Source organism: Noviherbaspirillum cavernae (assembly GCF_003590875.1).
GTDB classification, from domain to species: domain Bacteria; phylum Pseudomonadota; class Gammaproteobacteria; order Burkholderiales; family Burkholderiaceae_D; genus Noviherbaspirillum; species Noviherbaspirillum cavernae.
The window spans coordinates 2,136,987-2,158,668 of record NZ_QYUN01000002.1 but is presented as its reverse complement, the minus strand read 5'-3'; the positions used below and the strand labels follow the sequence as shown (position 1 = coordinate 2,158,668).

The following is a 21,682-nucleotide window of genomic DNA, read 5'->3' as shown; positions in this document are numbered from 1 at the left end:
GAATCAGTCCGGATTTCAGCGAAAAACCGGAACCAACCGCTTCAACAATGGCAAGCAAGCCATCCCGGCCCCAATAAATGACAACGATGATTGCTTGATGGCACCTTCTGCTCTTGATGACGTGTTGCGGACGCAACGAGCCAGAGACTTTTTCCTGGCGCGGCAGCCGATTCTCGATCGAGATCAGGGAATCGTGGCGTATGAACTGTTGTTCCGCAGCGCCGCAGCCGGCCCGGCGAATGTCACCGATAATCTGGCCGCGACTGCGTCCGTGATTGCGCATGCTGCCGAACTCGGCATGGAGAATGTCATCGGTGCGTCGCCGGGTTTTCTCAATGTCGATGCCGCTGTGCTGATGAACGACATCGTGCCGTTCCTGCCGAAGGAAAAAGTCGTTCTCGAGATTCTCGAAACCGTGCAGGTGACCGATGATCTTGTCGCGCGCGTCGCCGAGCTGGCACAAGCCGGATATGTGTTTGCGCTTGATGATGTTGTGGCCAACTCCGAGAATGTCCAGAAGCTGTTGTCGCTGGTCGATATCATCAAAGTCGATATCTCCGGCATGAAACACGGCGATCTGGGCGCGTTGTGTGCGCATTTCAAGACGCAAAACAAGAAGCTGCTTGCGGAGAAGGTCGAAAATGTTGCGCAATTCCAGACTTGCCTCGATCTCGGATTCGACTACTTTCAAGGCTATTACTTTGCGAAGCCGCTCGTCCTTACGGGCAGGAAACTGTCCCCCTCCCAATTGACCATCATGCATTTGATGGGGCTGTTGCTGTCCGATGCGGCGACCGCCGATATTGAACGCACCATCAAGCGAGATGCATCGCTTGGCCTGAGTTTGCTGCGGCTGGTCAACTCGGCCGGCATTGGTCTGACACAACGCATCGACACGATCGGCCAGGCGCTGATCGTGCTGGGCCGCCGTCAGCTTCAGCGATGGCTGCAAATCCTCTTGTATGCGGAACCTGGAAAACGATGCAATGCCGCCGCGTCGCCGCTCCTGCATTTGGCCACGACGCGCGGCAAACTGCTCGAATTGATGGCCGAGCGGATCAAGCCGGGCAACCGCAATACCGTCGACATCGCATTTACCATCGGCATCATGTCCCTGATGGATGCTTTGCTTGGACAATCCATGAACGAACTTCTCGAACAGATCAGCGTGGCGGATGAGGTCAGGGAGGCGTTGTTGTCGCGCAGCGGAATCTACGGCGACATGTTGAAGTTGGCGGAATGCACGGAACATGTCGAAAGAAGCAACTGTTCGCAAGTGGCCGAATTGCTCGAGAAACTGCATCTGTCCAGCGATGAGTTCAACGCACTGGAGCTGACCGCATTCCAATGGAGCGAAAGCGTGTCTCGCAGCACTGGCTGAATGCAACTCCTTGCCGGCGCATCTGCAGCGAAAAAACGCGCTGCTAAAATACATTCCATGAACAAGGCATTTGTCAAAGAAACGGATGACGAGGACGATTCCGATCTCGCGCTCCCCGCCATTCCCGCCGGCACCAAAAACTACATCACGCCTGAAGGCCACAAGCGCTTGAAGGACGAGTTGCTGCACCTGATCGATACCGAGCGTCCCGAGGTGGTGCGCATCGTCTCATGGGCCGCTTCCAACGGCGACCGCTCCGAGAATGGCGACTACATCTACGGCAAGCGGCGGTTGCGCGAAATCGACCGCCGCATCCGCTTCCTGACTAAACGGCTGGACATCGCCGAAGTGGTGGATCCAAGCGTGCATCACGGCAGCAATCAAGTCTACTTCGGCGCGACGGTGCTGTATGAAAACCAGGCCGGCGAAGAGCACACGATCACCATCGTCGGCATTGACGAATTCGATCCCTTGAACGGCAGGATCAGCTGGATTTCCCCCGTCGCCCGGGCACTGACAAAGGCGCGGGAGGGAGATTCCGTGGTGCTTCATACGCCTTCCGGTGTCGATGAATTGGTCATCCTCGAGGTCCAATACCCCGCGCCTTGAATACGCCTGCAGCATTCCCTGATCTCTTCGCTTGAGACAAGGGCCGCACTCGGGCAGTCAAATCCGGCTGTCGGCAGGGTGTCAAAGTGTAGTCACATTCGCCACATAAACTTTGCTAAAGTTGCAACGATCCAATTCCGGATATTCATTGAAAAATTCATGTCGATCGTCTATTCCAGCCTGAACCACGCCTTGCGCATTCCTCTGGCTGCCGAAGTGCATTCGCGCCCCTTCCTGCGCCTTGAGGCCCCTGAGAGCATCAGCCATCTGGCCGTGTACGCATGTGACGGCATCGCCGCCGACTGTTTCAATCCGCTGGCGCAGCATGTGCTGCTGACAGCCTTGTGCACGCATTTCGGCGTGGCGGCACCGGGTACCGAAGCGAAGTATTTTTTTCATGACTTCGGTCGCTTTCGCTTGAAGTGGGAATGCCATACCGAATTCGCGACGTATACGTTCGCGGAACGCCATGAAGAAAGCCTGAGCATCGAGGATGCGTTCGCACATGCACCACTCACGCACCTCCCGCAAGAGTGGCTCGCCGGTTTGCAGGGCAAGCTGATTGTCGCCGCGCACGTTGTGCTCGACAAGACGCGGGGGGCGCCTGACAGATATGCGCAAGGACTGCGCCGCGTCTTTGAAGGCAATCTGCTGGCGGGCAGCAACGTATTGCAAGGCGGTGAAATCTGGACCGATTTCCAGATTCAGTCGGATGGGTTCAGCCGATTCGTCGTGCGCGATGTTGATCTGCGCGAACAGCAGGCAGGACGACTCGTTCAGCGCATGCTTGAAATCGAGACCTACCGCATGATGGCATTGCTCGGACTGCCTCACGCGCAGAAGGCCACGCCGATCATGAACACCATTGAAGGCGATCTCGCGGCACTGTCGACGGCGATGGTCGAGATGGATCAGACCGTCGCTCTCGAGCAGGCACGCAACGAAGACGATGAACAAGCCTTGCTGCGCAATATCACGGCCTTGGCCGCGCGGCTTGAAAAGCTCTCGCTCGACAACAGTTACCGTTTTTCCGCATCGCAGGCGTATTTTCGTCTCGTCCATGCGCGCATCGAGGAACTGCGCGAAGTCCGCATCGATGGCATTCCAACCATCGAGGAATTCATGGACAGGAGACTGACTCCCGCGATGAATACCTGCGAGTCGGTTGCGCGCCGCCAGGAAGCGTTGGCACGACGCATTGCCAATACAAACGATTTGCTGCGCACGCGCGTTGGCATCGTGCAGGAGCATCAGAACCGGCGGATACTGCAGTCGATGAATGCGCGCGCGGCGCAGCAGCTACGCCTGCAGCAGGCAGTGGAAGGCCTCTCGGTCGTGGCCATTTCCTATTATCTGGTGGGATTGCTCGGATATGCCGGCAAGGCGGCGAAAGCAGCAGGCTGGCCGATCAATACCGATATCGCGACCGGCCTGTTGGTACCCGTGGTTGCGGTTGGCGTATGGCTGGGGCTGCGGCGCATGCACAAGCGGATACACGTTGAGCGCTATCAGGAAATGCGTCGACGGAGGTGATTTGCGGAGTGAGTGGTGCAAGCCGCCATGGCCGCAGAATGCGGCCGGGCTCATCAAGAGCGTTCGCGCAGTATCCGGGCCACGCGCGGCACTCTTCTGATGTTGCGCATCAGACGGGCCAGGTGAATGCGACCATCGACCTGGACCGTGAATCGCAGTTGCGTCATCAAATGGTCCTTGTCGTCATCCATGCCGACATAGGTGATGTTGGCATCCGATTCGCCGATTTCCGCGGCAACTCTCGCCAGCACGCCTTTTTCATTCTGCACCAGTATCTTGATGCGGCAGTCGAAGCGGCGGCTCAATTCCGAACCCCACACAACCTCGATCCAGCGTTCCGGTTCCTTTGCTCGCTGGCGTTTTGCGACGTAGCAGTCGGTCGAATGCACCATAAGGCCCTGGTCGCGCCGCAGCTGACCCATGATGTCATCACCGGGAATCGGCTGGCAGCAGGGTGCGAGTTGTACGGACGCCCCTTCGGTGCCGTAGATGGCAACCGGTTCCAGCTTGCCTGGGCCCGCATCGTTCTCGGCCGCCGGCACCAGTCCCGCTTCCTCCTCGTCCACCATCAAGCCGCGGATATGACGCGCCACCAGCGTCGCCATGCGCTTGCCTACACCGATGTCGGCGTAGAGTTCGTCGAGTGATTTGGCGCTGGACTCATTCAACAGTTTTTCGGTCAGTGGGCCAGGCAAAAGCGGATCAATGTTCAGCGTTGCCAGCGCCTGCGTCAGCAGGCGTTTTCCCAATTCGGTGGACTCGGAAAGGTTGACCGTACGCAGATGATGGCGTATCGCCGAGCGCGCCTTGCCGGTGCGGACAAATGTCAGCCAGTTCGGGCTGGGGCGAGAGGCGGGCGAGGTGACGATCTCAACGATATCGCCATTGCGCAATTCTGTGCGCAATGCCGCCTGCTCGTGGTTGATCTTGGCGGCAATCGTCTGGTCGCCGATGTCGGTGTGAATCGTGTAGGCGAAGTCGAGCACGGTCGCTCCGCGAGGCAGCGCGATGATCTTCGATTTCGGCGTGAATACGTAAACCGAATCCGGGAACAGGTCCACCTTCACGTGTTCAAGGAATTCAGCGGAATCGCCGGTCTGCTTCTGAATATCGAGCAGGGATTGCAGCCACGCATGGGTGCGCTGCTGCAGATCGGACAGACTTGCGTCTTCGTTCTTGTACAGCCAATGCGCGGCAACGCCGGATTCGGCGACGCGGTTCATTTCCTGCGTGCGAATCTGGAATTCGACCGGCGTGCCGTACGGTCCGATCAGCGTGGTGTGCAGTGATTGATAGCCATTCAGCTTCGGAATAGCGATGTAATCCTTGAACTTGCCCGGCATCGGCTTGTACAGCGCATGCAAGGTGCCAAGCGCAACATAGCAGCTCGCAAAACTGTCGACCACGACCCGAAAGCCGTAGACGTCCAGAACCTGAGAAAACGACAGGTGCTTGTTGCGCATCTTGCGATAGACGCCGAACAGGGTCTTCTCTCGTCCGTAGATCTGTGCGCCAATGCCGCTCGCTGACAACGTGTTGTTGACCGAATCGAGAATCTTGCTCACCACCTCGCGCCGGTTGCCGCGTGCCGCCTTGATCGCCTTGGACAAGGTGCGATAGCGCATCGGATACAGATGGGAAAAAGCGAGATCCTGCAGTTCTCGGTAGATGTTGTTCAGGCCGAGCCGGTGCGCGATCGGCACGTAGACTTCCATCGTCTCGCGCGCAATTCGGCGCTTCTTTTCCGGCGACATGAAACCGAGCGTGCGCATGTTGTGCAGCCGGTCGGCCAGCTTGATCAGGATGACGCGGACGTCGCGCGCCATCGCCAGCAGCATTTTGCGGAAGTTCTCGGCCTGCGCTTCGATCTGGCTCTGGAATTCAATCTTTTCCAGCTTGGAGAGGCCGTCCACGAGGGAGGCAACGGGCGCGCCGAAACGCTCGATCAGCTCTTCCTTCTTGACGTCCTGATCCTCCATCACATCGTGCAGCAGCGCCGCCATGATGGCTTGCGCATCCAGCTTCCAGTCAGCGCAAATCTCGGCGACCGCGATCGGATGGGAAATGTACGGCTCCCCCGACTTGCGCATCTGGCCCAGATGCATTTCGTCAGAAAAGCGATAGGCTTCCTTGACCTTCTTCAGTTCGGAAGGTGTCAGGTATTCTGCGAGCTTTGCGTTGAGTTGCGAGACCGATGCAACGCCGGCCTGGGCGGCATTCGTATCGGTTTTCGAGGGATGGGGCGTGTTCCTGGACGCCGGGCGGTCAAAGGCCGCCCGGTTATTTGAAGCAACTGATAATGTTGAATCTGCGGGTGTCAGGTTCATACGTAAAGGATATCAGCCGCATTGCATTTGAGGAGGTTAGCTTGGTACCTTCTTCAACATTTCCATACCGACCTTGCCCGCCGCGATTTCACGCAAGGCAACAACCGTCGGCTTGTCCTTTGCTTCAACTTTCGGTGTGTGTCCTTGCAACAATTGGCGGGCGCGATAGGTCGCTGCCAATGTGAGTTGAAAACGGTTCGGGATTTGCTTCAGGCAATCTTCGATGGTAATGCGGGCCATGTTTGCTCCTGTAAATGCGGTATCAGCTTAAATTGGCATGAATGCCCAGTTGGGCAAAAAGGGATGTGTTGCGCGCAGCCTGTTGCACAAACCGGCAACGGGTTGCTTTGACGATTGCCGTCAATTCGGACAAAGCGGTTGCAAACTCTTGATTAATAATAACATATTCGAACTCGGAGGCGTGCGCAATCTCGCTGCCGGCAGCCAGAATCCGGCGCGTAATGACATGCGGTTCATCCTGTCCGCGCTTGTTCAGCCGCTCTTCCAGCGCATCGATCGACGGCGGCAGGATGAAGATGCCGACCGCGTGCGGAAACTGCTTTTTGACTTGCTGCGCGCCTTGCCAATCGATTTCGAGCAGCACGTCGGTACCGGCGTTCATCTGCTCCGCAATCAGCAACCGGGATGTGCCGTAGTAATTACCGTGGACTTCGGCGGATTCCAAAAATTCCCCGGATTCGCGTCGGACAAGAAAATCCTCAACCGAGGTGAAATAGTATTCGCAGCCGTGCTGCTCCTTCGGCCGAGGCGTCCGCGTCGTATAGGAGATCGACAGCTTGATGGCGGGTTCCTGCGCCAGCAGCGCGTTGACCAGCGTGGATTTTCCGGCACCTGACGGCGCAACGACCATGAACAGGCTGCCGGAGGAGGATTTGGCGTCGGACATAGATATTCTCAATGATGAAACGTGACAATCGGGATACGAATCTATTCCAGATTCTGGACTTGTTCGCGCATCTGCTCAATCAGGAGCTTCATCGTCATCGAGGCATCCGCCAATTCCTTTACCGCAGCCTTGGAGCCAATCGTGTTGGCTTCGCGATTCAATTCCTGCATCATGAAATCGAGGCGTTTGCCGACTTGTCCGCCTTTCTTCAGGATATGGCGTGTTTCCGACAAATGGGCCGATAGGCGCGAGAGTTCCTCGGCGACATCGATCCGGATGCCGTACATGGTCACTTCCTGGCGGATGCGCTCCAGTGCTTCTTCGCGGGAAACGACAGGCGAGGCGGATGCGCCATTCTGCAACACCAGCCCCAGCGCTTCCTGCAAGCGCTCGATCGCTTTTTGCTGGAACTGGGAAATGGCTTGTGGCACGAGCGGTGTGATGCGCGTGACAATCGCTTCCATATCATCGACCCGAGCCAGTAGCATCGCCTGCAACGCTGCGCCTTCGCGCGTGCGCGATTCGACAAAGGCATCGAGCGCAGTCGCAGCAAGCGCCAGAATGTCGGCTTGCAGGGTCTCCTGCGTGATCTCGGTTTCTTCGAGCATCCCCGGCCACCGCAACAATTCATTGACCGACATCGCTGCTGCATCCTTGAACTGCCTGCGGACGTCTTCCTGAAGCCGGGTCAAAGTGGCAAGCAGTGTCATATTCAATGCTTGCGTGCTGCCGCTGGCCGCCTTGCGCCCGAAGCTCAGGCGGCATTCGACCTTGCCGCGCGATGCCCGTCCCATGATTGCTTCGCGCAATGCAGGTTCGGCGGCGCGCAGTTCGTCATTGATGCGAAATTGCAAATCCAGAAAGCGGGAATTGACGCTCTTGAGCTCGATTGTCAACGTTCCGGCAGTGGTTTCGCGTGAGGTGACCGAGTATCCGGTCATGCTGGCTATAGTCAAGATATGCCTCAGGTTTCTTCTTTACAAAGCAGGGAATTATCAACACAATCGCAAGTGAACTCACTTAGGAAACTATGGCCGCGCAAAACAACGCTCCGTTGCCTGATGGACTCGAAATTGCCGGATACCGCATTGTAAAGAAGATTGCGTCCGGCGGGTTCAGTATTGTCTATCTGGCATACGATGAAGATGGCAACGCCGTCGCGATCAAGGAATATCTTCCCAGTTCACTGGCCTTGCGGCAGCCCGGCGAATTGATGCCGGCGATTTCAGCCGACAACCTCCCGGTATTCCGCATCGGCCTGAAATGTTTCTTTGAAGAGGGGCGCGCGCTGGCGCGCATCTCTCATCCGAACGTGGTCAGCGTCGTCAACTTCTTCCGCGCCAATGACACCGTGTACATGGTGATGGCGTACGAATCGGGACGTTCGTTGCAGGACCATATTTTGCGCCGCCGCGACAAAGGCGAGCGTCCTCTCGTGTCGGAACGCTTCATCCGGAAAATGTTCAATCAGGTGATGAACGGTCTGCGCGAGGTGCATACCAACAAGCTGCTGCATCTCGATCTCAAGCCCGCCAATATCTACCTGCGCATGGACGGCACGCCGATCCTGCTGGATTTTGGCGCGGCGCGACAGACGCTCAAGAGCGATATGCCGAAGCTGTATCCGATGTATACACCGGGATTCGCGCCGCCCGAGTTGTATGTCAAGAATGGCAATCTCGGGCCGTGGACCGATATCTACAGCATCGGCGCATCGATGTTCGCCTGCATGGTCGGCGCGCCGCCGCAACCGGCGGATCAGCGCAAGGTCAACGACAAGATGGAGGAGCACTACCGCAAGCTGGAAAGCATGTATTCGCGCGAGCTGATCCAGGTGATTCGCTGGGCGCTGCGGATTGATCCGCTGGAGCGCCCGCAGAGCGTGTTTGCATTGCAGAAGGCGTTGCGCGAACCTGTACCGCCAAAGAAGGAAGCGAATCTGCTGGAAAAAGTCTCTGCCAAATTGAAGAATTTGTTCAGCAATATCGGAAAAGACTCGGCAAACGTACGTACCACCATCCAGGACAATACACGCTAACTCATTACTGCTCATGCGATTCTCTGTTTATCAAGAAAGTCATATCGGTGGCCGCAAGACCAATCAGGACCGCATGGGGTACAGCTTTACCCGCGATGCGCTGTTGCTGCTCTTGGCTGACGGCATGGGTGGCCATATTCAAGGCGAGATGGCAGCAACGATTGCCATGCAGACAATCGGATCCTTGTTTCAACAGAATGCCAATCCGTATGTGAAGAAACCGGAGCGGTTTCTCGAAGACAGTTTCTTTGCCGCTCATCGCGAAATCCACCGCTATCGCGCGATCAATAACCTGCCCGAGACACCGCGTACTACCATCGTTGCCTGCCTGATTCAGCATAACAGTGCGTACTGGGCGCATTGTGGCGATTCGCGTCTGTACTGGATGCGCCAAGGCCAGATTCTTGCGCGTACTCGCGACCACTCGCGAATCGAGACACTGATTGCGCAAGGCAAGGTGGACCCTTCCGAACGCGATACGCATCCCGATCGCAACAAGTTGTTCAATTGCCTCGGCGCGCCGAACATGCCGATCGTGGAGCTGTCGCGCCGTGCCAGCTTGCAGGCGGGTGATGTGATTCTGCTGTGTTCCGATGGCTTGTGGGCGGTCCTGCCCGATCATGTACTTGCGCAACAACTGCAGAACAACACGGTGGTGCGTGCCGTGCCGGAATTGCTTGCAACCGCAACCGGCATTGCCGGAAAAAACAGCGACAATGTCACTGCACTTGCACTGATGTGGGACAACGCCCACAGTGTGCAGGACGCCAACAGCACGATCACGACGCATACCTTGCCCTTGGGCAGCGTAACGACGACGATTCAGGCGCCACGCCATGCCGATCTTGAGCAGGCCGATGCATTCAACGACTCCGAGATCGAGAAAGCGATCGAAGAAATTCGCGGCGCGATCGAGAAATCGTCCCGCCTGACTTCCAAATAGCAGATCCATTCATGTCAAATCAAAACCGTCCCAGCGGACGTGCCGCTGACGCATTGCGTTCCATTCGCCTGACACGCAACTACACCAAACATGCCGAAGGCTCGGTGCTGGTCGAGTTTGGCGATACGCGGGTCATTTGCACCGCAAGCATCGAAGAAAAAGTACCCGGCTTCCTGAAAGGTATGGGCCAGGGCTGGCTGACTGCCGAGTACGGCATGCTGCCGCGCTCGACACACACACGCATGGATCGCGAAGCGGCCAAGGGAAAGCAGTCCGGACGTACGCAGGAGATTCAACGCCTGATCGGGCGTTCGCTGCGCGCAGCGTTCGATCTGGAGGCATTCGGCGAGCGCACGCTGCATCTGGATTGCGACGTGATCCAGGCCGATGGCGGTACGCGCACTGCGGCCATTACCGGCGCGATGGTGGCTGCTTATGATGCATTTTCCGAGCTGGTCGAGAGCAAGGTGATTGCTGCGGTTCCGGCGAAGCACTTCGTTGCGGCAATATCCGTCGGCGTCTATCGCGGCACGCCGGTGCTTGACCTCGATTATCTGGAAGATTCCGACTGCGACACCGACATGAATGTCGTGATGACCGATGCCGGACATTTCGTCGAAGTGCAGGGAACCGCCGAAGGCGAGGCTTTCGATCGTGCCACGATGGACCGGCTGCTGGACCTTGCGCAGCAAGGCATCTTCGAAATCGTCACGCTGCAGAAAAAGGCCCTCGGCCTGACTCGGTAGATTTACCCCCGTTCCAGGCCGATGCATTCACTGCACCCGGTAAATTGTCATGACCCGTACCATCGTTCTTGCTTCAAACAATGTCGGCAAGCTGAAGGAATTCAGCCAGTTGCTGGCACCTATCGGCTTCGACCTGCGTCCGCAGGGCGACTTCAACGTGAGCGAGGCCGAAGAGCCGCATCTCACATTCGTTGAAAATGCGCTCGAAAAAGCCCGCCATGCGGCCCGATTGACAGGCTTGCCCGCGCTGGCGGACGACTCCGGCGTGTGTGCCAACGCGCTGGGCGGCGCGCCCGGTGTCTTGTCCGCGCGCTATGCGGGCGAGCCGAAATCGGATGCGCGCAATAACCAGAAACTGATCGCCGATCTCGCCGCGCAGGCGGACAAATCGGCCTACTATTACTGTGTGCTCGTCTTCGTCCGGCATGCGGACGACCCGCAGCCGGTGATCGCGGACGGCCGCTGGGATGGTGAAATCATCGCCGAAGCACGCGGGCAGGGTGGCTTTGGCTACGATCCTTATTTCTGGCTGCCATCGCTCGGCAAGACGGCGGCGGAATTGTCTGCGGAAGAGAAGAACCGCCTGTCGCATCGCGGGCAGGCGTTGCGTGTGTTGGTTGAGAAATTACGATGATTCCCATCAAGCCCGTGACAGCGGGCAGCAAGATCGCCGAGGCGACGTCGCCGGCGCAGGCTGCCGCCGCATTCCTGCGGCCGGGAGCGCTCCAGCTTGCGGCCTTGCCGCCACTTTCGCTGTACATCCATTTCCCATGGTGTGTGCGCAAATGCCCTTACTGCGATTTCAATTCGCATGAGGTAAAGGACGGCTTCCCGGAGGCGGAATACCTGGATGCCTTGCGCAGCGATCTGGAAAATGCGCTGCCGTTGATCTGGGGACGGAAGATTTACACGATCTTCATCGGCGGCGGTACACCCAGCCTGATGTCGGCGGCAGGCCTCGACAGGCTGTTGTCCGATGTGCGCACCTTGCTTCCGCTCGATGGCGCGGCAGAAATCACGATGGAAGCCAATCCCGGCACCTTCGAAGCGGAGAAATTCAAGTCGTATCGGGCCAGCGGCATCAATCGCCTGTCGATCGGCATCCAGAGCTTCAGCCCGCGCCATTTGCAGGCCTTGGGCCGCATTCACGATGGCGACGAGGCGCGGCGCGCAGTCGAGATTGCGCAGGCAAATTTCGACAACTTCAATCTCGATCTGATGTATGCCCTGCCTTCGCAAACCTTGGAGGAGGCGCAACAGGATGTCGCAACCGCCATCGGTTTTGCCCCGCCGCACTTGTCGCTGTACCACTTGACGCTCGAGCCGAATACCTACTTCGCAAAATATCCGCCGATCGTGCCGGACGATGATGCAAGCGCGGAAATGCAGGACATGATCCAGCAGCAGGCTGCCGCTGCTGGTTACATGCACTACGAGGTATCCGCTTATGCGCAGCCGGGACGCCAGGCGCGGCACAACCTGAATTACTGGCAGTTCGGCGACTATCTCGGGATTGGTGCCGGTGCGCATTCCAAGATCTCGTTCCCGCATCGGATCGTCCGACAAATGCGCTACAAGCAGCCGAAGGCTTATCTTGAAAATACCAGAAGCGGAAATCCGATTCAGGAGGAATTCGAGATCGGGCGCGACGAGCTTGGCTTCGAATTCATGCTCAACGCCTTGCGTCTGAACGAGGGCTTTGACGTAAACCAGTTTGCCGAGCGTACCGGGCTGACGCTCAATGCGATCGAAAAACCACTCATCGAGGCCGAAAGCAGAGGGCTGCTGTACCGGGACCACAAGATCATCAAGCCGACGGAGTTGGGAACGCGCTTTCTGAACGACCTTCAGCAAATATTTTTGGCGGAATAGCTTCCGATTTGCCTAAGGTCATGCAGCAAGAGAGGGCGAGTTAGGTATAATTCGCTCTCCGGAAGTCGGGCAATGAAGATCGGGCATGCATTCCCGCTGTTTCAACAGCTTCCGCGAAAGATCATGGAGACTTGGGTGAGCGGTTTAAACCAGCAGTCTTGAAAACTGCCGACGGGCAACCGTCCGTGAGTTCGAATCTCACAGTCTCCGCCATAAATACATAAGTTGTTGATTTTCTTAAGTGTGCCGTTAAGCATAAAGTGGCCACTTGGACAGCTTATGCTTTATTTTTCGATAGGCCACATTTTGCTTTATCGGGAAATTGTGCTACGAGACCCCGTTATTTCAACGTAACAAAGAAATTCCGCGCGAAAAAAACCGGCCACGATGGGCCGGTTTCCAGGAGTAAAAAGAGTAGTGGTTAGTCGGAGTCGGAAGCCGTACTTTCAGCGACCTCTCCTGAGCTTCTCAAGTACGCGTGGACATCCTTGAGCACATTGAGCAAGTTCGCCACTGGCGACAGAATTTCCGCTGGTACTCGTGCCGCAATCTCTCGACGGGTCACTGCTTTTCCCTCAGCCCAAATTTCAAGACAGGCTGCCTCGAGGTAGGGCGACGCGTTGGCCACAGATGCTTGCTGACGCCGCCGGACATAGTCTTTCCACCGTTCTCCCAATTGCCGCGTTACCCGATTGGCCCGCAAATAAAGCTGACGAGCCTCGACATCGAGTCGGCGCGCAGCCTCGAGAACACTAATCGGCGTCGGCATCTCCAAGAAAGCGTGGAGCTGCGCTTCAACGTGCTGCCAATCCAGTGTCCGAGGCGAACGTCGCACCTCGGAAGTTAGATTTGGAAGCGTCAGCACGAGCTGGTCGTTATTCGCAGGAGGCCGCCATCCGCTCAGCTCTCCGGTAAGCAGATGCCTCAAGCTAAGCCCGCATTGCGCTGCAATCTTCAAACTGATTTCAAGTGTTGGCGTTCCGCCGGTCTTGAGCCAGTGATGGATAGTGCTCTTGCCAATGCCGATACGCCGGGCGAATGCGGCGCTTTGGCCATTGTCCATCTCGGCAATAAGCTGCGTGATAGTCGTTGTCAGTGCCTCTTGGTTCGGCGCTGAGGAAAGCGAAGCTTGCGCTGCCAGCAAGTCACCCACTTGCCGTGCCCTCCACAATGCACCCGGCTCGATGACGGTCTGTGAAGGCACCTCCGCTTTCTTGCCGAGAAACTCGCCACAATGGGTGCACCACCCCGGTACGACAAATGCTGCAGCATGCCGAATATTGTCCTTGCCGCATCCCGGGCAATGTTGGCTCAGCGGTTGACCATGTCTGGCGCAGACAGAGACTTCTGCGGATTCCCACGCCAATCGGAAATAAGGGGACCGCCCAGATGCCACGTCCTCGGCAAAGCATGCGGGGCAAAACTGCCCGCGTGTGACAATCGACAAACCATTCTGCGAAATCACGTCGCGCCAGGGCAGGAAGGTCAAACCATCCAAGTCCTGAACTGATGTCAGCGCAGACAATGCCGCTGACCAGGTCAGCGCTGATTCCCGAATGCCGGAAATTTGCCGATGGTGCCAATCGAAACTCGGAATCACTTCATGCTGGAAATGCTTCGCAATCGTTCTCGACAAGGTAAAAGTTGACACGCTGTGCGAAGCTGCCAGACGGCAGAAGTAGCTCACTAGACTTTCAATTTCAGGAGTGCCTTGCCCATACGGCGTTAACGCGTGGAGCTGCGAGCGAGGATTGGCGGACAGCTGATTCATGCGACGCTCCGGTCTTGACGGCGGCTGCCATGTCCTGAGACGTGCGGCATGGTACGAGTAAGTCCTGGATTGATGGCAGCTTCACCCTCCAGAATTTCTTCAAGAATTTGATGACGCTGCGCTTCGGTCAACAGAGCGCGGCGCAGGGCATCGACCGACCAGACGCCATCCTTTTGTGCAAGCACTGCAGCACGTGTCAGTACGGCGCTCAAGGTGCCGATGCAGCCCAGGGTGTTTTCCAGTAAAGCGTCGGCATGTTGCATCAACTGCTGTCCCCACAAGTTCGGCAGTGCGTCCTGAAATTTTTGAACACATGCGCGAAATGCTCGCAGGTCCTCGTCACGGTCCTGCCGGTAGCGCTCGAAATGCAGGACGTGGGTGCGTCGAGCGAGTTGTCCTGACAGCGAGACCAATTGGTACAAGTCATACGAGCCGACCAAAACCATCTGGGTGCCACACTCGTTTGCCAACGATTTCAACGTGTCGAGTTGGATTTCAAGGCGGTTGCGCCGTGTCTGACGGATGATGTGTGCAGCTTCATCGATGACGAGAAATCGTGTTTCTCGTGTGCGTAAAGCACGCTCGACGGCGGTTCGCAATGCCGCCAAGCTGTTTCCCGTCGCGCCTCGCGGCCGTACCAAACGCCCGGTTTCAGCATCAATGCCATATGCCGTCTTCGGCATGCTGAGGTCTCCCTCAAGCTGGTGCAAGATACGCTGATAGAAAAGGCGCCACGAGAAGTCGCTTTCACCTGATGCCGGCGCTTCCACGTACACGGCTGGAATCAGACCCGCATTTTTGTCCATTTGCGCGACAGCCTCCTGCAGGGCGCTATCAACCATGTGCCGGGCAAGAGTGCTTTTGCCGACGCCCGAGGGCCCGCAGACCAGCAGGATGCTATCTTGGCTCTCTGGGTATATAAGCGTTCCCAGTTCTCCCATCATCTGGCCGATGCGCGTGTGCTTGATGCGCATGCGGTTGAGTTTTTCCGGCGAGTCAGGCAGTGCGGAAAGTGGTGCAGCCGATTGGCTGTTCGTTGTGGTCATGGATTAATCCTTAGAAGACGTCAAAATCGGGTAAAGCGTTCGGAGCCATTGCCTCTGATGGCGTTCCGGTTGACTGCGATATCAATGGCCTGATTTCCGCCGATTTGACGGTTCTCGATGTGTCCTCGGTGAGGCTAAACTTGGTGAATGGCGCGACCGGTTGCGAGATGGCGCCCAATTGCAATGTGTTGTACAGCGACTTGTTTTCCTGCTGACGTTCAAAGGCAGCGGCGAGAGCGCCCTCGGGCGTAAACACCTGCATGAACTCGCGCAAGCGTTGAGAAGAACGCTCGTCTTCGACCGGCAAACCACTTTGATGCGTGTATTCTTCGGTCAGTGCGCGACGCTCAAGCTCGGTCAGCTGCCCGAGGCCGAGTAGGTTCCGACAAAGCGCATGCGTCCAGTTATTGTTCAGTCGCACATACACAGTAGATGCGTCCCATGGGTCATAGCGCACTGGAAGGCGTTGTCCCGCAACGCGCGGGTCACGAAACTCGGGACTCCAATACAACAACCCGTTCACTTTGACGCCGCGCTGCCTGTTTACGAGGCGGACGCCTTCGCGGTCAACAGGAGGACAGGTCGCAATCAGAAAATCCTGGTTAAAGAGAACCTGTTTGTGCGCGCGGGTGCCGCTCTCCCGCTGGCCGCGGAGAAAGGCGTCTCGCGGACTGCAGTCGAGCGCAGGATGACGTTCTTGGTCGTAGTAATCGGTTGCCCAGTGCTCGATGCCGAAGTAAAGCGCCTCCAACGTCCATTCAGCGAAGTTGACCGGAAGATGCTTGCCTGTGACCATGCGAACGTTCTTTGTTGCCTTGGTGTTGCCGGCAAGGTTGTGGATGTATTCCGTATGGACGCGGCCGAAGAGCCTCTCCAGCACGGCGCCGTGCCGTGGCTGGCCGGCGGGGCGAAACCGAAGATGAACGCCCATGACCTGCAAAAAAGTTTCAAAGGTTGCCGACATGAAGTCACGACCATTGTCGACAACAACGAATTCCGGCAACCGCTTGAAACGTCGGACCATGTCTCGCATGACCATCATGACCGAGTGATACGACGGCGGGTCGAAGGTAAGGTAAAAGGCGACGATGCGGCGCGACCAGGCGTCTACTGCGAACGATAGCCAGGGGCGGCCCAGCGGCTTGTCGGTACGGCTCGAAATCAGTTCAATGTCGAACTGTGTATGGTCGATGTGTACATACTGGAATGGGCGACTGCCATGGACAGGGGTATCGACATACAGCACATCGACAAACTCGCTCATCTGATACGCCATGCGCTTGCCGTGTCGAATGCGCAAATCGTGGGATGTCTCTTCCGCCTTAATACGCGCAATCAACGTTGGGTAGGATGGCGCTTTGATGTTTGCGGTGGTACAGGCTGCCTGAAGTTCACGATAGCAAGCCTTGTAATTAATCGCTTCATGGCTGCGCCATTTTGTTTGAATGATGTGGCTGAGAGGGTGCTCTTGCTGGTCGCTCAGGCGGTCGGAGCGATTTCCTCGTCCGTTGGTGCGAGGGACGAGCGCGATGACCTCATTGCCGCCATTGGCTAAGGCTGCGTTCTGTTTGGCGAGCCACCGTCGCTGCGTACGCTCGCTGACAGTAGCGTGGGTGGACTGCGATTGCAGAATTGCATGCCGGCGCAAGGCTATATCGAGCTCTTCCTTTGTGTAACGCGTCAAATCGAGCTGCTGGGCAGTAGGTCCCGTCAATGGCGTGATTTGTCCCGCTGTAAACGCTTCTTCCAGCCAGGTACGACTTAAGGTAACGATTGTGCCGCCGCGCTGTGTACAGATGACTTCTTTTTCCCCGACCAGCGAGATGGTCAGTTCCTGCGATTCATACTGAAATCGCGCTCCTACCGCAATGTTTTGCACGAACCTCTCTTGGCCGGGGACTACGTCGTGTCGGACTTCTCCGGCCAGGAATTCACGCAGGGTCACATCTCGATAAAGTCGAGCGTGATGTTGATTGGTGAGTGCCTCGCGGTCCAGGTCGGCAACGACCAGATTGTCTGCAACCGCCTTGTACAGCGCATCTGCTGAAAAGTCATAAGGACGAGCGCATAGCTCGGCAAAATAAATCGCGCCATGCTCTTGCAGTGCAGCGTTGAGGCGGGCTAGAAAATGTTCGGGGCAGGGGTCTGCACCCGGATGAAAATAATCTGCCAGGTGCAGGAGGTTTTCGACGCGGCGACGGGGAATATCGTCGTCAGTGCAGATGCGATAGCGGATGCCGATGTCGGCCAGTTGCTTCTCAATTTGCGGCGAACGCCAGCAGCCGTCGTTTCCTTTCACGTAACGGTATGGGTATTTTTCGGCGAGCCGGGTCAGCTTATCGCTGCTTTTCCACTCCTCCAGCGTGAATCCGTCCTCACGGATATCCAAAAAGTCGGGGAAATGGCGAATGTTTCGAATCTCGCCAGTCGCATAGTCGACCAGTTCGAGCTTTAGCTCGCAGGGCTGCGCGTAATACTCGAGCACGCTCGGGTCATATTCCTTGTCGACCGCGGCAGCAAATTCGATGTGGCGGCTTTCAGTCCGGATTTCACATCCCATTTTTCGGCTTGCCAATAAGGTAATGACATTGCCGCATCGCGATTTCACGTCTCGAACCGGGGCATGGGTCCGCGCTCTCAAAACGAGGTCGCGGCCAGCCCGTGGCATTCCGAGACGGTCGAACAAATCGACGAGTTGAGTTTTATCCAGCATCAGCGATTTCCAAAAGATTCCTGAGCTGGCGTATAGGAAGCGCATTTGCGCTAATATGCCATTTCAGTCGTATATGACCGAAATTGTTGGTCGCGACAAGGCTTAAGCCATTAGAACCATCTCGATGACAGAAAAAACGACACAAGTAGATGGCCGGCCGCAGTCCGCGATTTGGACCGTCTGGGAAGAGGCGGCTAGGGACGCGTTGGTACAGGAAATGAAGCAGCGGAAAATCGGCTACAAGGAGCTTTCGCGCCGACTTGATGCAATGGGGATTTTCGAGAGTCCGGACAGGCTGAACAGGAAGGTCAATCGCAAGCGCTTCTCTGCCGCATTTATGCTGGCCTGTTTTCAGGCTATGGGGACCGCGGCTCTTCCTATCTGCACGAACTAGATGGACTGAAAAAGATAAATGACTCGGCTCTGCATTGGCAGAGGAAAGTTGACGCAGCTCAATTTGTGCATGCTTATCCATGATTTCCCCATTCGTACCCCTTCACTAAATGGAGAACTCACCTGCCTTCGTGAAAGCAGGATAGGTAAGCTTGCTGTGTCAAATTTGAAGCCAGTCGGCTTGAAAAGATTATCTATTTTTCAATGTAAATTGCAAGATGCTAAAGAATGAGCAACATCATGCTTAATTTTGATTGCTTGTAAGCAATGGAGCGATAATATCGTCATTTCTGCCTGAAAACGTCCGCCTTTCATTGCATCGTAACTACTGGACATCGGGAGGCCGATTGCGTCGCAAGACTTAAGAGATAACTGGCGAGCTATCGACGATGGAAAACGAGGTTCTTCATATCCTCGTTCAGTAGTCAGGGCGTTCCGCGGTTCGGACTTCAGTAAGTCTTGACTCCCTTAAGGGGATACTTCCCCCATTAGACGAAATCGCCATTCGAAATGGTATTACAACGCAAACGCCAGACCTCTTTCATCGCCAGCTCCCGCGTTCGTACCTCTCATAAATAGGGGCACGACCGAGCAAGACGAATAAAGGTTCATCGTGGTGCTACGTGCCGGCGTTGCACCGGCGTGCCTCTATGCCGTAGGCAATGGTGGAGGGGTTTTCAAGCTGGGCGGTCCCGAATTGCCGATGACAGCAATAAATCCCTGCCAAATCGCAAATATTCCCCGTTTGAATCATATGGTCAGGCAGCCCGACCAGATGTACAGACAGCTTCGAAGAAATCAAGGAGTTTTTTTTGTGTTACCGACAGCCGACGGCTTGTGCCTAGGGCATTGTGGTCGTTCAAGGCCAATGGTATTCCGGCGTACAGAACCAGTCACCCGCAATGGGAAAAAGGGCGGCAATACCGCGAACAAGCACTTGTGTTAACGCAGGAAATGGCGACCAGTGTAAGGGAACCGATAGCAGCGTAGTGTATCTTGCAGCGATTTCCCAAATCCATCGCATTGTCGCGGCAGCGGCATATCCTACGAGACCGTGCTTGACTGCGCGGGTTGCGTCTCAGCACTTAGCGGCCCAGCCCCCAATCGAAGCTGGTCGATGGATTTCGATTCGGATGTCTTGACAGACGAGCGCCGACTGCCTTGCTTCAATATTGGAGGAGTTGGGATGCCTATCCCGTTGCATCTAGGCTCAGCCAAGCTGGTTTGCGTTTCCAAACTAGCTTGGCTGCCTGCTGGTGGGGCTGAGCCCAGCCCTCCTGAATAACTCAGGATAAGCCTTCGGACTCGCCCATCAGCAATACTGCCCGCCGGAGCCGCGTCGCCCGCCAGCCGTTCGTTTGAGGGCGCTAGCTTCGCCACCCTCTGCCGGTTCTCAAAACTTTCCCCCAGTCCGGCTATCCCTCCGTTGCTGGTGCCTGCGGCGCGTCCAACGGAGCGGCAGGATGGAAGTTGTTCTCTCCCTCCTTGCATCGATGTATAGCGCACACTTCACGCATGACTGAGACATGATGCTGACTTTGGAGATTTCTCGTTCAGGCAATGGCAGCCATGGATGGATATTATTCTCGCATGCACCTGATGTGGGACGGCTTGGCGGCGATGGAATCGTGCGTGTGTTCAGAAATCCATCATTTTCTGGTCTTGCGAAATGTTGCGAGCAGAGAGTCAAAGTTGACTCAGCCCGACGTCTTGAGTCTTGGCTTGCTCGCGCGCTGGCGTGGTTTGGCCGCCCTGGTCAGCATCAGCGAGCGGATTGATGGTCGGGACAGGAGCAATGGTTCCCAGCCATTGTTCGCGCCCAAGAGCCCGAATTACCTGGATAAGAGTACGCAATGACGAGCCACTGCCACTCTCGAGATTGCGCAAGGCACGCACGCTGATGCCCGCGCGCGCTGAAAGCGTTGCTTGGTCCAGATTGCGATGCACGCGGAGCGTCTTCAATCGGCTCCCTAACTCCACTTCCATCTCGCCTAGCGTTTGAGCCTTTAGAGCAATTTTGTCCTGACCTGCGTCACAAAGCTGTTGAACTACGGGATCGGTGCAGGATCGAATGGGATTGGCAGCGGCAGGAGACACGGTCATGGCGTGGCATCCAGGACAAGCCTACGGGCAAGATTTACGGGATCGCGTGCTAAACGCGAGCGGTTCCATAGCCGAGGTGGCGACCCGCTTCAGGGTAAGCAAATCGTACGTGGCAAGGGCCCGTTCGCGGCGGCACCGACTCGGGGATGATACGGCGGGTGTCCAGCACAACCATGTGCCGTTGAAACTGAGCGGACTGGAAGACGTGCTGGCCGCGCGCGTACAAGCCATCAATGATCAAACGCTGGAACAGTTGTGCCAATGGCTGCATGCCGAGCATGGCGTTCAGGTGAGCGTGACTACCATGTGGAAGACGCTGGCCCGGCTTGGGCTGAGCCTTAAAAAAAGACGCTCCATGCCGCCGAGCAGGAGCGCCCGGACGTAGCGCAGGCGCGTTGTGACTGGGCCGCCGAGCAGGGCTGCTTTGACGTGCGCCACCTGGTATTTCTGGATGAGACCTGGGCCGGCACCAGCATGACGCCGGCCCGAGGACGCTCCGTGAAAGGCACTCGCTGTCTCGGGCAAGCGCCTTGCGGCCACTGGCATACGACCACCTTCGTCTGCGCCTTGCGTACCGGCGGCCTGGTGGCGCCTTGCGTGTTCGATGGCCCGATCAATGGCAATGCCTTTCGCACCTGGGTACAACAGGTACTGGCCCCTGTGCTGCAACCGGGCGATATCGTGGTGATGGACAATCTCGGCTCGCACAAGGTCGTCGGCATTGCTGCTGCCATCGAGACCGCTGGTGCACAAGTGCGTTATCTGCCGCCTTACAGCCCCGACTACAACCCCATCGAACAAGTCTTTGCCAAGTTCAAAACGCTCCTCAGAAAAACTGCAGCTCGCACGATGGATACCCTCTGGTGTGCCTTCGGCGCCCTGCTCGATCAATTCAATGCCGCCGAATGTGAACGATACATTTGCCATTCTGGCTATGGCAAGTCAGGCTGAAACCGCTCTAGTCGCAGGTTGTGTAGTGACTAAAACATTTTCGGGTCCTTCAGACCACCCACCGATTCCCGCACGACTTACATTGGTGGGTCAGCAGTCTCCCATCCTCACCATGCTCAATGCAGCATCCCGCCACGATTAACTCCCCGCGCTCTTCAGCAGCAGACCACTCCTTCCATTCCGTTTCGTCCGGCTCACCCCAAGCCAAGGGAATGCCTTCGGATTGTCGGCAGGAGGGGCAAGGGAGATTCTTGGGAGTGGTCATGTGTTGAGGTGAGGAGGGGCGTTGGATGATCTTCAGTGATACCACAGGACTCATTGATGGTGGGGCGTCACCGTGCAATAATCA

18 protein-coding genes, 1 tRNA gene and 1 pseudogene are annotated in these 21,682 nt (G+C 56.7%); 12 read left to right on the top strand and 8 right to left on the bottom strand.

The genetic code is table 11. From position 1 onward, the window contains the following. The first annotated feature begins 97 nt into the window (after positions 1–97). From D3870_RS10040 to D3870_RS10030, 3 genes are all read left to right on the top strand, one after another. Complete coding sequence (locus D3870_RS10040; RefSeq protein WP_119738755.1) at positions 98–1,381, top strand: EAL and HDOD domain-containing protein; 1,284 nt, start codon at positions 98–100, stop codon at positions 1,379–1,381. A gap of 57 nt (positions 1,382–1,438) precedes the next feature. Next, the gene (gene greB / locus D3870_RS10035) at positions 1,439–1,990 is read left to right on the top strand and encodes a transcription elongation factor GreB (protein ID WP_119738753.1); all 552 of its coding nucleotides are present in this window, start codon (positions 1,439–1,441) and stop codon (positions 1,988–1,990) included. A gap of 159 nt (positions 1,991–2,149) precedes the next feature. Beyond that, positions 2,150–3,523, top strand: coding sequence for a DUF3422 family protein (locus D3870_RS10030; RefSeq protein WP_119738751.1), 1,374 nt, complete (start codon positions 2,150–2,152; stop codon positions 3,521–3,523). 53 nt (positions 3,524–3,576) lie between these two features. On the opposite strand, the gene D3870_RS10025 is transcribed toward D3870_RS10030, so the two are convergent. From D3870_RS10025 to D3870_RS10010, 4 genes are read right to left on the bottom strand one after another with little or no spacing between them, the layout of a single operon-like run. After that, a complete protein-coding gene (locus tag D3870_RS10025; protein ID WP_119738749.1) occupies positions 3,577–5,850 on the bottom strand; it encodes a RelA/SpoT family protein in 2,274 nt (757 codons plus the stop codon). Between the two features lie 36 nt (positions 5,851–5,886). Then, positions 5,887–6,090 (bottom strand): DNA-directed RNA polymerase subunit omega, encoded by a 204-nt coding sequence (gene rpoZ, locus D3870_RS10020; protein WP_119738747.1) that lies wholly within the window; start codon positions 6,088–6,090, stop codon positions 5,887–5,889. A 22-nt stretch (positions 6,091–6,112) separates the two neighbouring features. Next, complete coding sequence (gene gmk / locus D3870_RS10015) at positions 6,113–6,757, bottom strand: guanylate kinase (RefSeq protein WP_119738746.1); 645 nt, start codon at positions 6,755–6,757, stop codon at positions 6,113–6,115. 41 nt (positions 6,758–6,798) lie between these two features. Further along, entirely contained in the window at positions 6,799–7,698 is a 900-nt protein-coding gene (locus tag D3870_RS10010; RefSeq protein ID WP_119738744.1) for a YicC/YloC family endoribonuclease, read from the bottom strand. 89 nt (positions 7,699–7,787) lie between these two features. Between D3870_RS10010 and D3870_RS10005 the strand changes: the two genes are divergently transcribed. From D3870_RS10005 to D3870_RS09980, 6 genes are all read left to right on the top strand, one after another. Next, entirely contained in the window at positions 7,788–8,795 is a 1,008-nt protein-coding gene (locus tag D3870_RS10005; RefSeq protein WP_119738742.1) for a serine/threonine protein kinase, read from the top strand. A 13-nt stretch (positions 8,796–8,808) separates the two neighbouring features. Continuing rightward, positions 8,809–9,738 carry a PP2C family protein-serine/threonine phosphatase gene (locus D3870_RS10000; RefSeq protein WP_119738740.1) on the top strand — a complete coding sequence of 310 codons (930 nt, stop codon included), beginning with the start codon at positions 8,809–8,811 and terminating at the stop codon, positions 9,736–9,738. Between the two features lie 11 nt (positions 9,739–9,749). After that, complete coding sequence (gene rph / locus D3870_RS09995; RefSeq protein ID WP_119738738.1) at positions 9,750–10,484, top strand: ribonuclease PH; 735 nt, start codon at positions 9,750–9,752, stop codon at positions 10,482–10,484. Positions 10,485–10,533: 49 nt separating this feature from the next. Further along, on the top strand, positions 10,534–11,118 hold the full coding sequence (gene rdgB, locus D3870_RS09990) for an RdgB/HAM1 family non-canonical purine NTP pyrophosphatase (RefSeq protein WP_119738736.1): 585 nt from the start codon (positions 10,534–10,536) through the stop codon (positions 11,116–11,118). Beyond that, a complete protein-coding gene (gene hemW / locus D3870_RS09985) occupies positions 11,115–12,356 on the top strand; it encodes a radical SAM family heme chaperone HemW (protein WP_119738735.1) in 1,242 nt (413 codons plus the stop codon). The genes rdgB and hemW overlap by 4 nt, the downstream gene beginning before the upstream one ends. A gap of 125 nt (positions 12,357–12,481) precedes the next feature. Next, positions 12,482–12,569 (top strand) — tRNA-Ser (locus tag D3870_RS09980). 208 nt (positions 12,570–12,777) lie between these two features. Here D3870_RS09980 and D3870_RS09975 read toward each other — a convergent pair. From D3870_RS09975 to D3870_RS09965, 3 genes are read right to left on the bottom strand one after another with little or no spacing between them, the layout of a single operon-like run. Then, positions 12,778–14,127 (bottom strand): helix-turn-helix domain-containing protein, encoded by a 1,350-nt coding sequence (locus tag D3870_RS09975; RefSeq protein WP_119738733.1) that lies wholly within the window; start codon positions 14,125–14,127, stop codon positions 12,778–12,780. Beyond that, the gene (locus tag D3870_RS09970) at positions 14,124–15,173 is read right to left on the bottom strand and encodes an AAA family ATPase (RefSeq protein ID WP_119738731.1); all 1,050 of its coding nucleotides are present in this window, start codon (positions 15,171–15,173) and stop codon (positions 14,124–14,126) included. Before D3870_RS09970 ends, D3870_RS09975 begins: the two co-directional genes overlap by 4 nt. Positions 15,174–15,183: 10 nt before the next feature. Then, on the bottom strand, positions 15,184–17,886 hold the full coding sequence (locus D3870_RS09965; protein WP_119741921.1) for a Mu transposase C-terminal domain-containing protein: 2,703 nt from the start codon (positions 17,884–17,886) through the stop codon (positions 15,184–15,186). A gap of 124 nt (positions 17,887–18,010) precedes the next feature. Between D3870_RS09965 and D3870_RS09960 the strand changes: the two genes are divergently transcribed. Further along, the gene (locus D3870_RS09960; protein WP_119738729.1) at positions 18,011–18,280 is read left to right on the top strand and encodes a DUF6471 domain-containing protein; all 270 of its coding nucleotides are present in this window, start codon (positions 18,011–18,013) and stop codon (positions 18,278–18,280) included. 1,685 nt (positions 18,281–19,965) lie between these two features. Here D3870_RS09960 and D3870_RS09955 read toward each other — a convergent pair. Next, entirely contained in the window at positions 19,966–20,382 is a 417-nt protein-coding gene (locus D3870_RS09955; RefSeq protein ID WP_199710604.1) for a helix-turn-helix domain-containing protein, read from the bottom strand. Between D3870_RS09955 and D3870_RS09950 the strand changes: the two genes are divergently transcribed. Both D3870_RS09950 and D3870_RS09945 read left to right on the top strand, forming a co-directional pair. After that, positions 20,381–20,767, top strand: a complete 387-nt coding sequence (locus D3870_RS09950) for a winged helix-turn-helix domain-containing protein (protein WP_119736216.1) — start codon at positions 20,381–20,383, stop codon at positions 20,765–20,767. The genes D3870_RS09955 and D3870_RS09950 overlap by 2 nt on opposite strands. A 38-nt stretch (positions 20,768–20,805) precedes the next feature. Then, positions 20,806–21,333, top strand: a pseudogene (locus D3870_RS09945) (IS630 family transposase); the annotation flags it as partial. Positions 21,334–21,682: the final 349 nt, after the last annotated feature.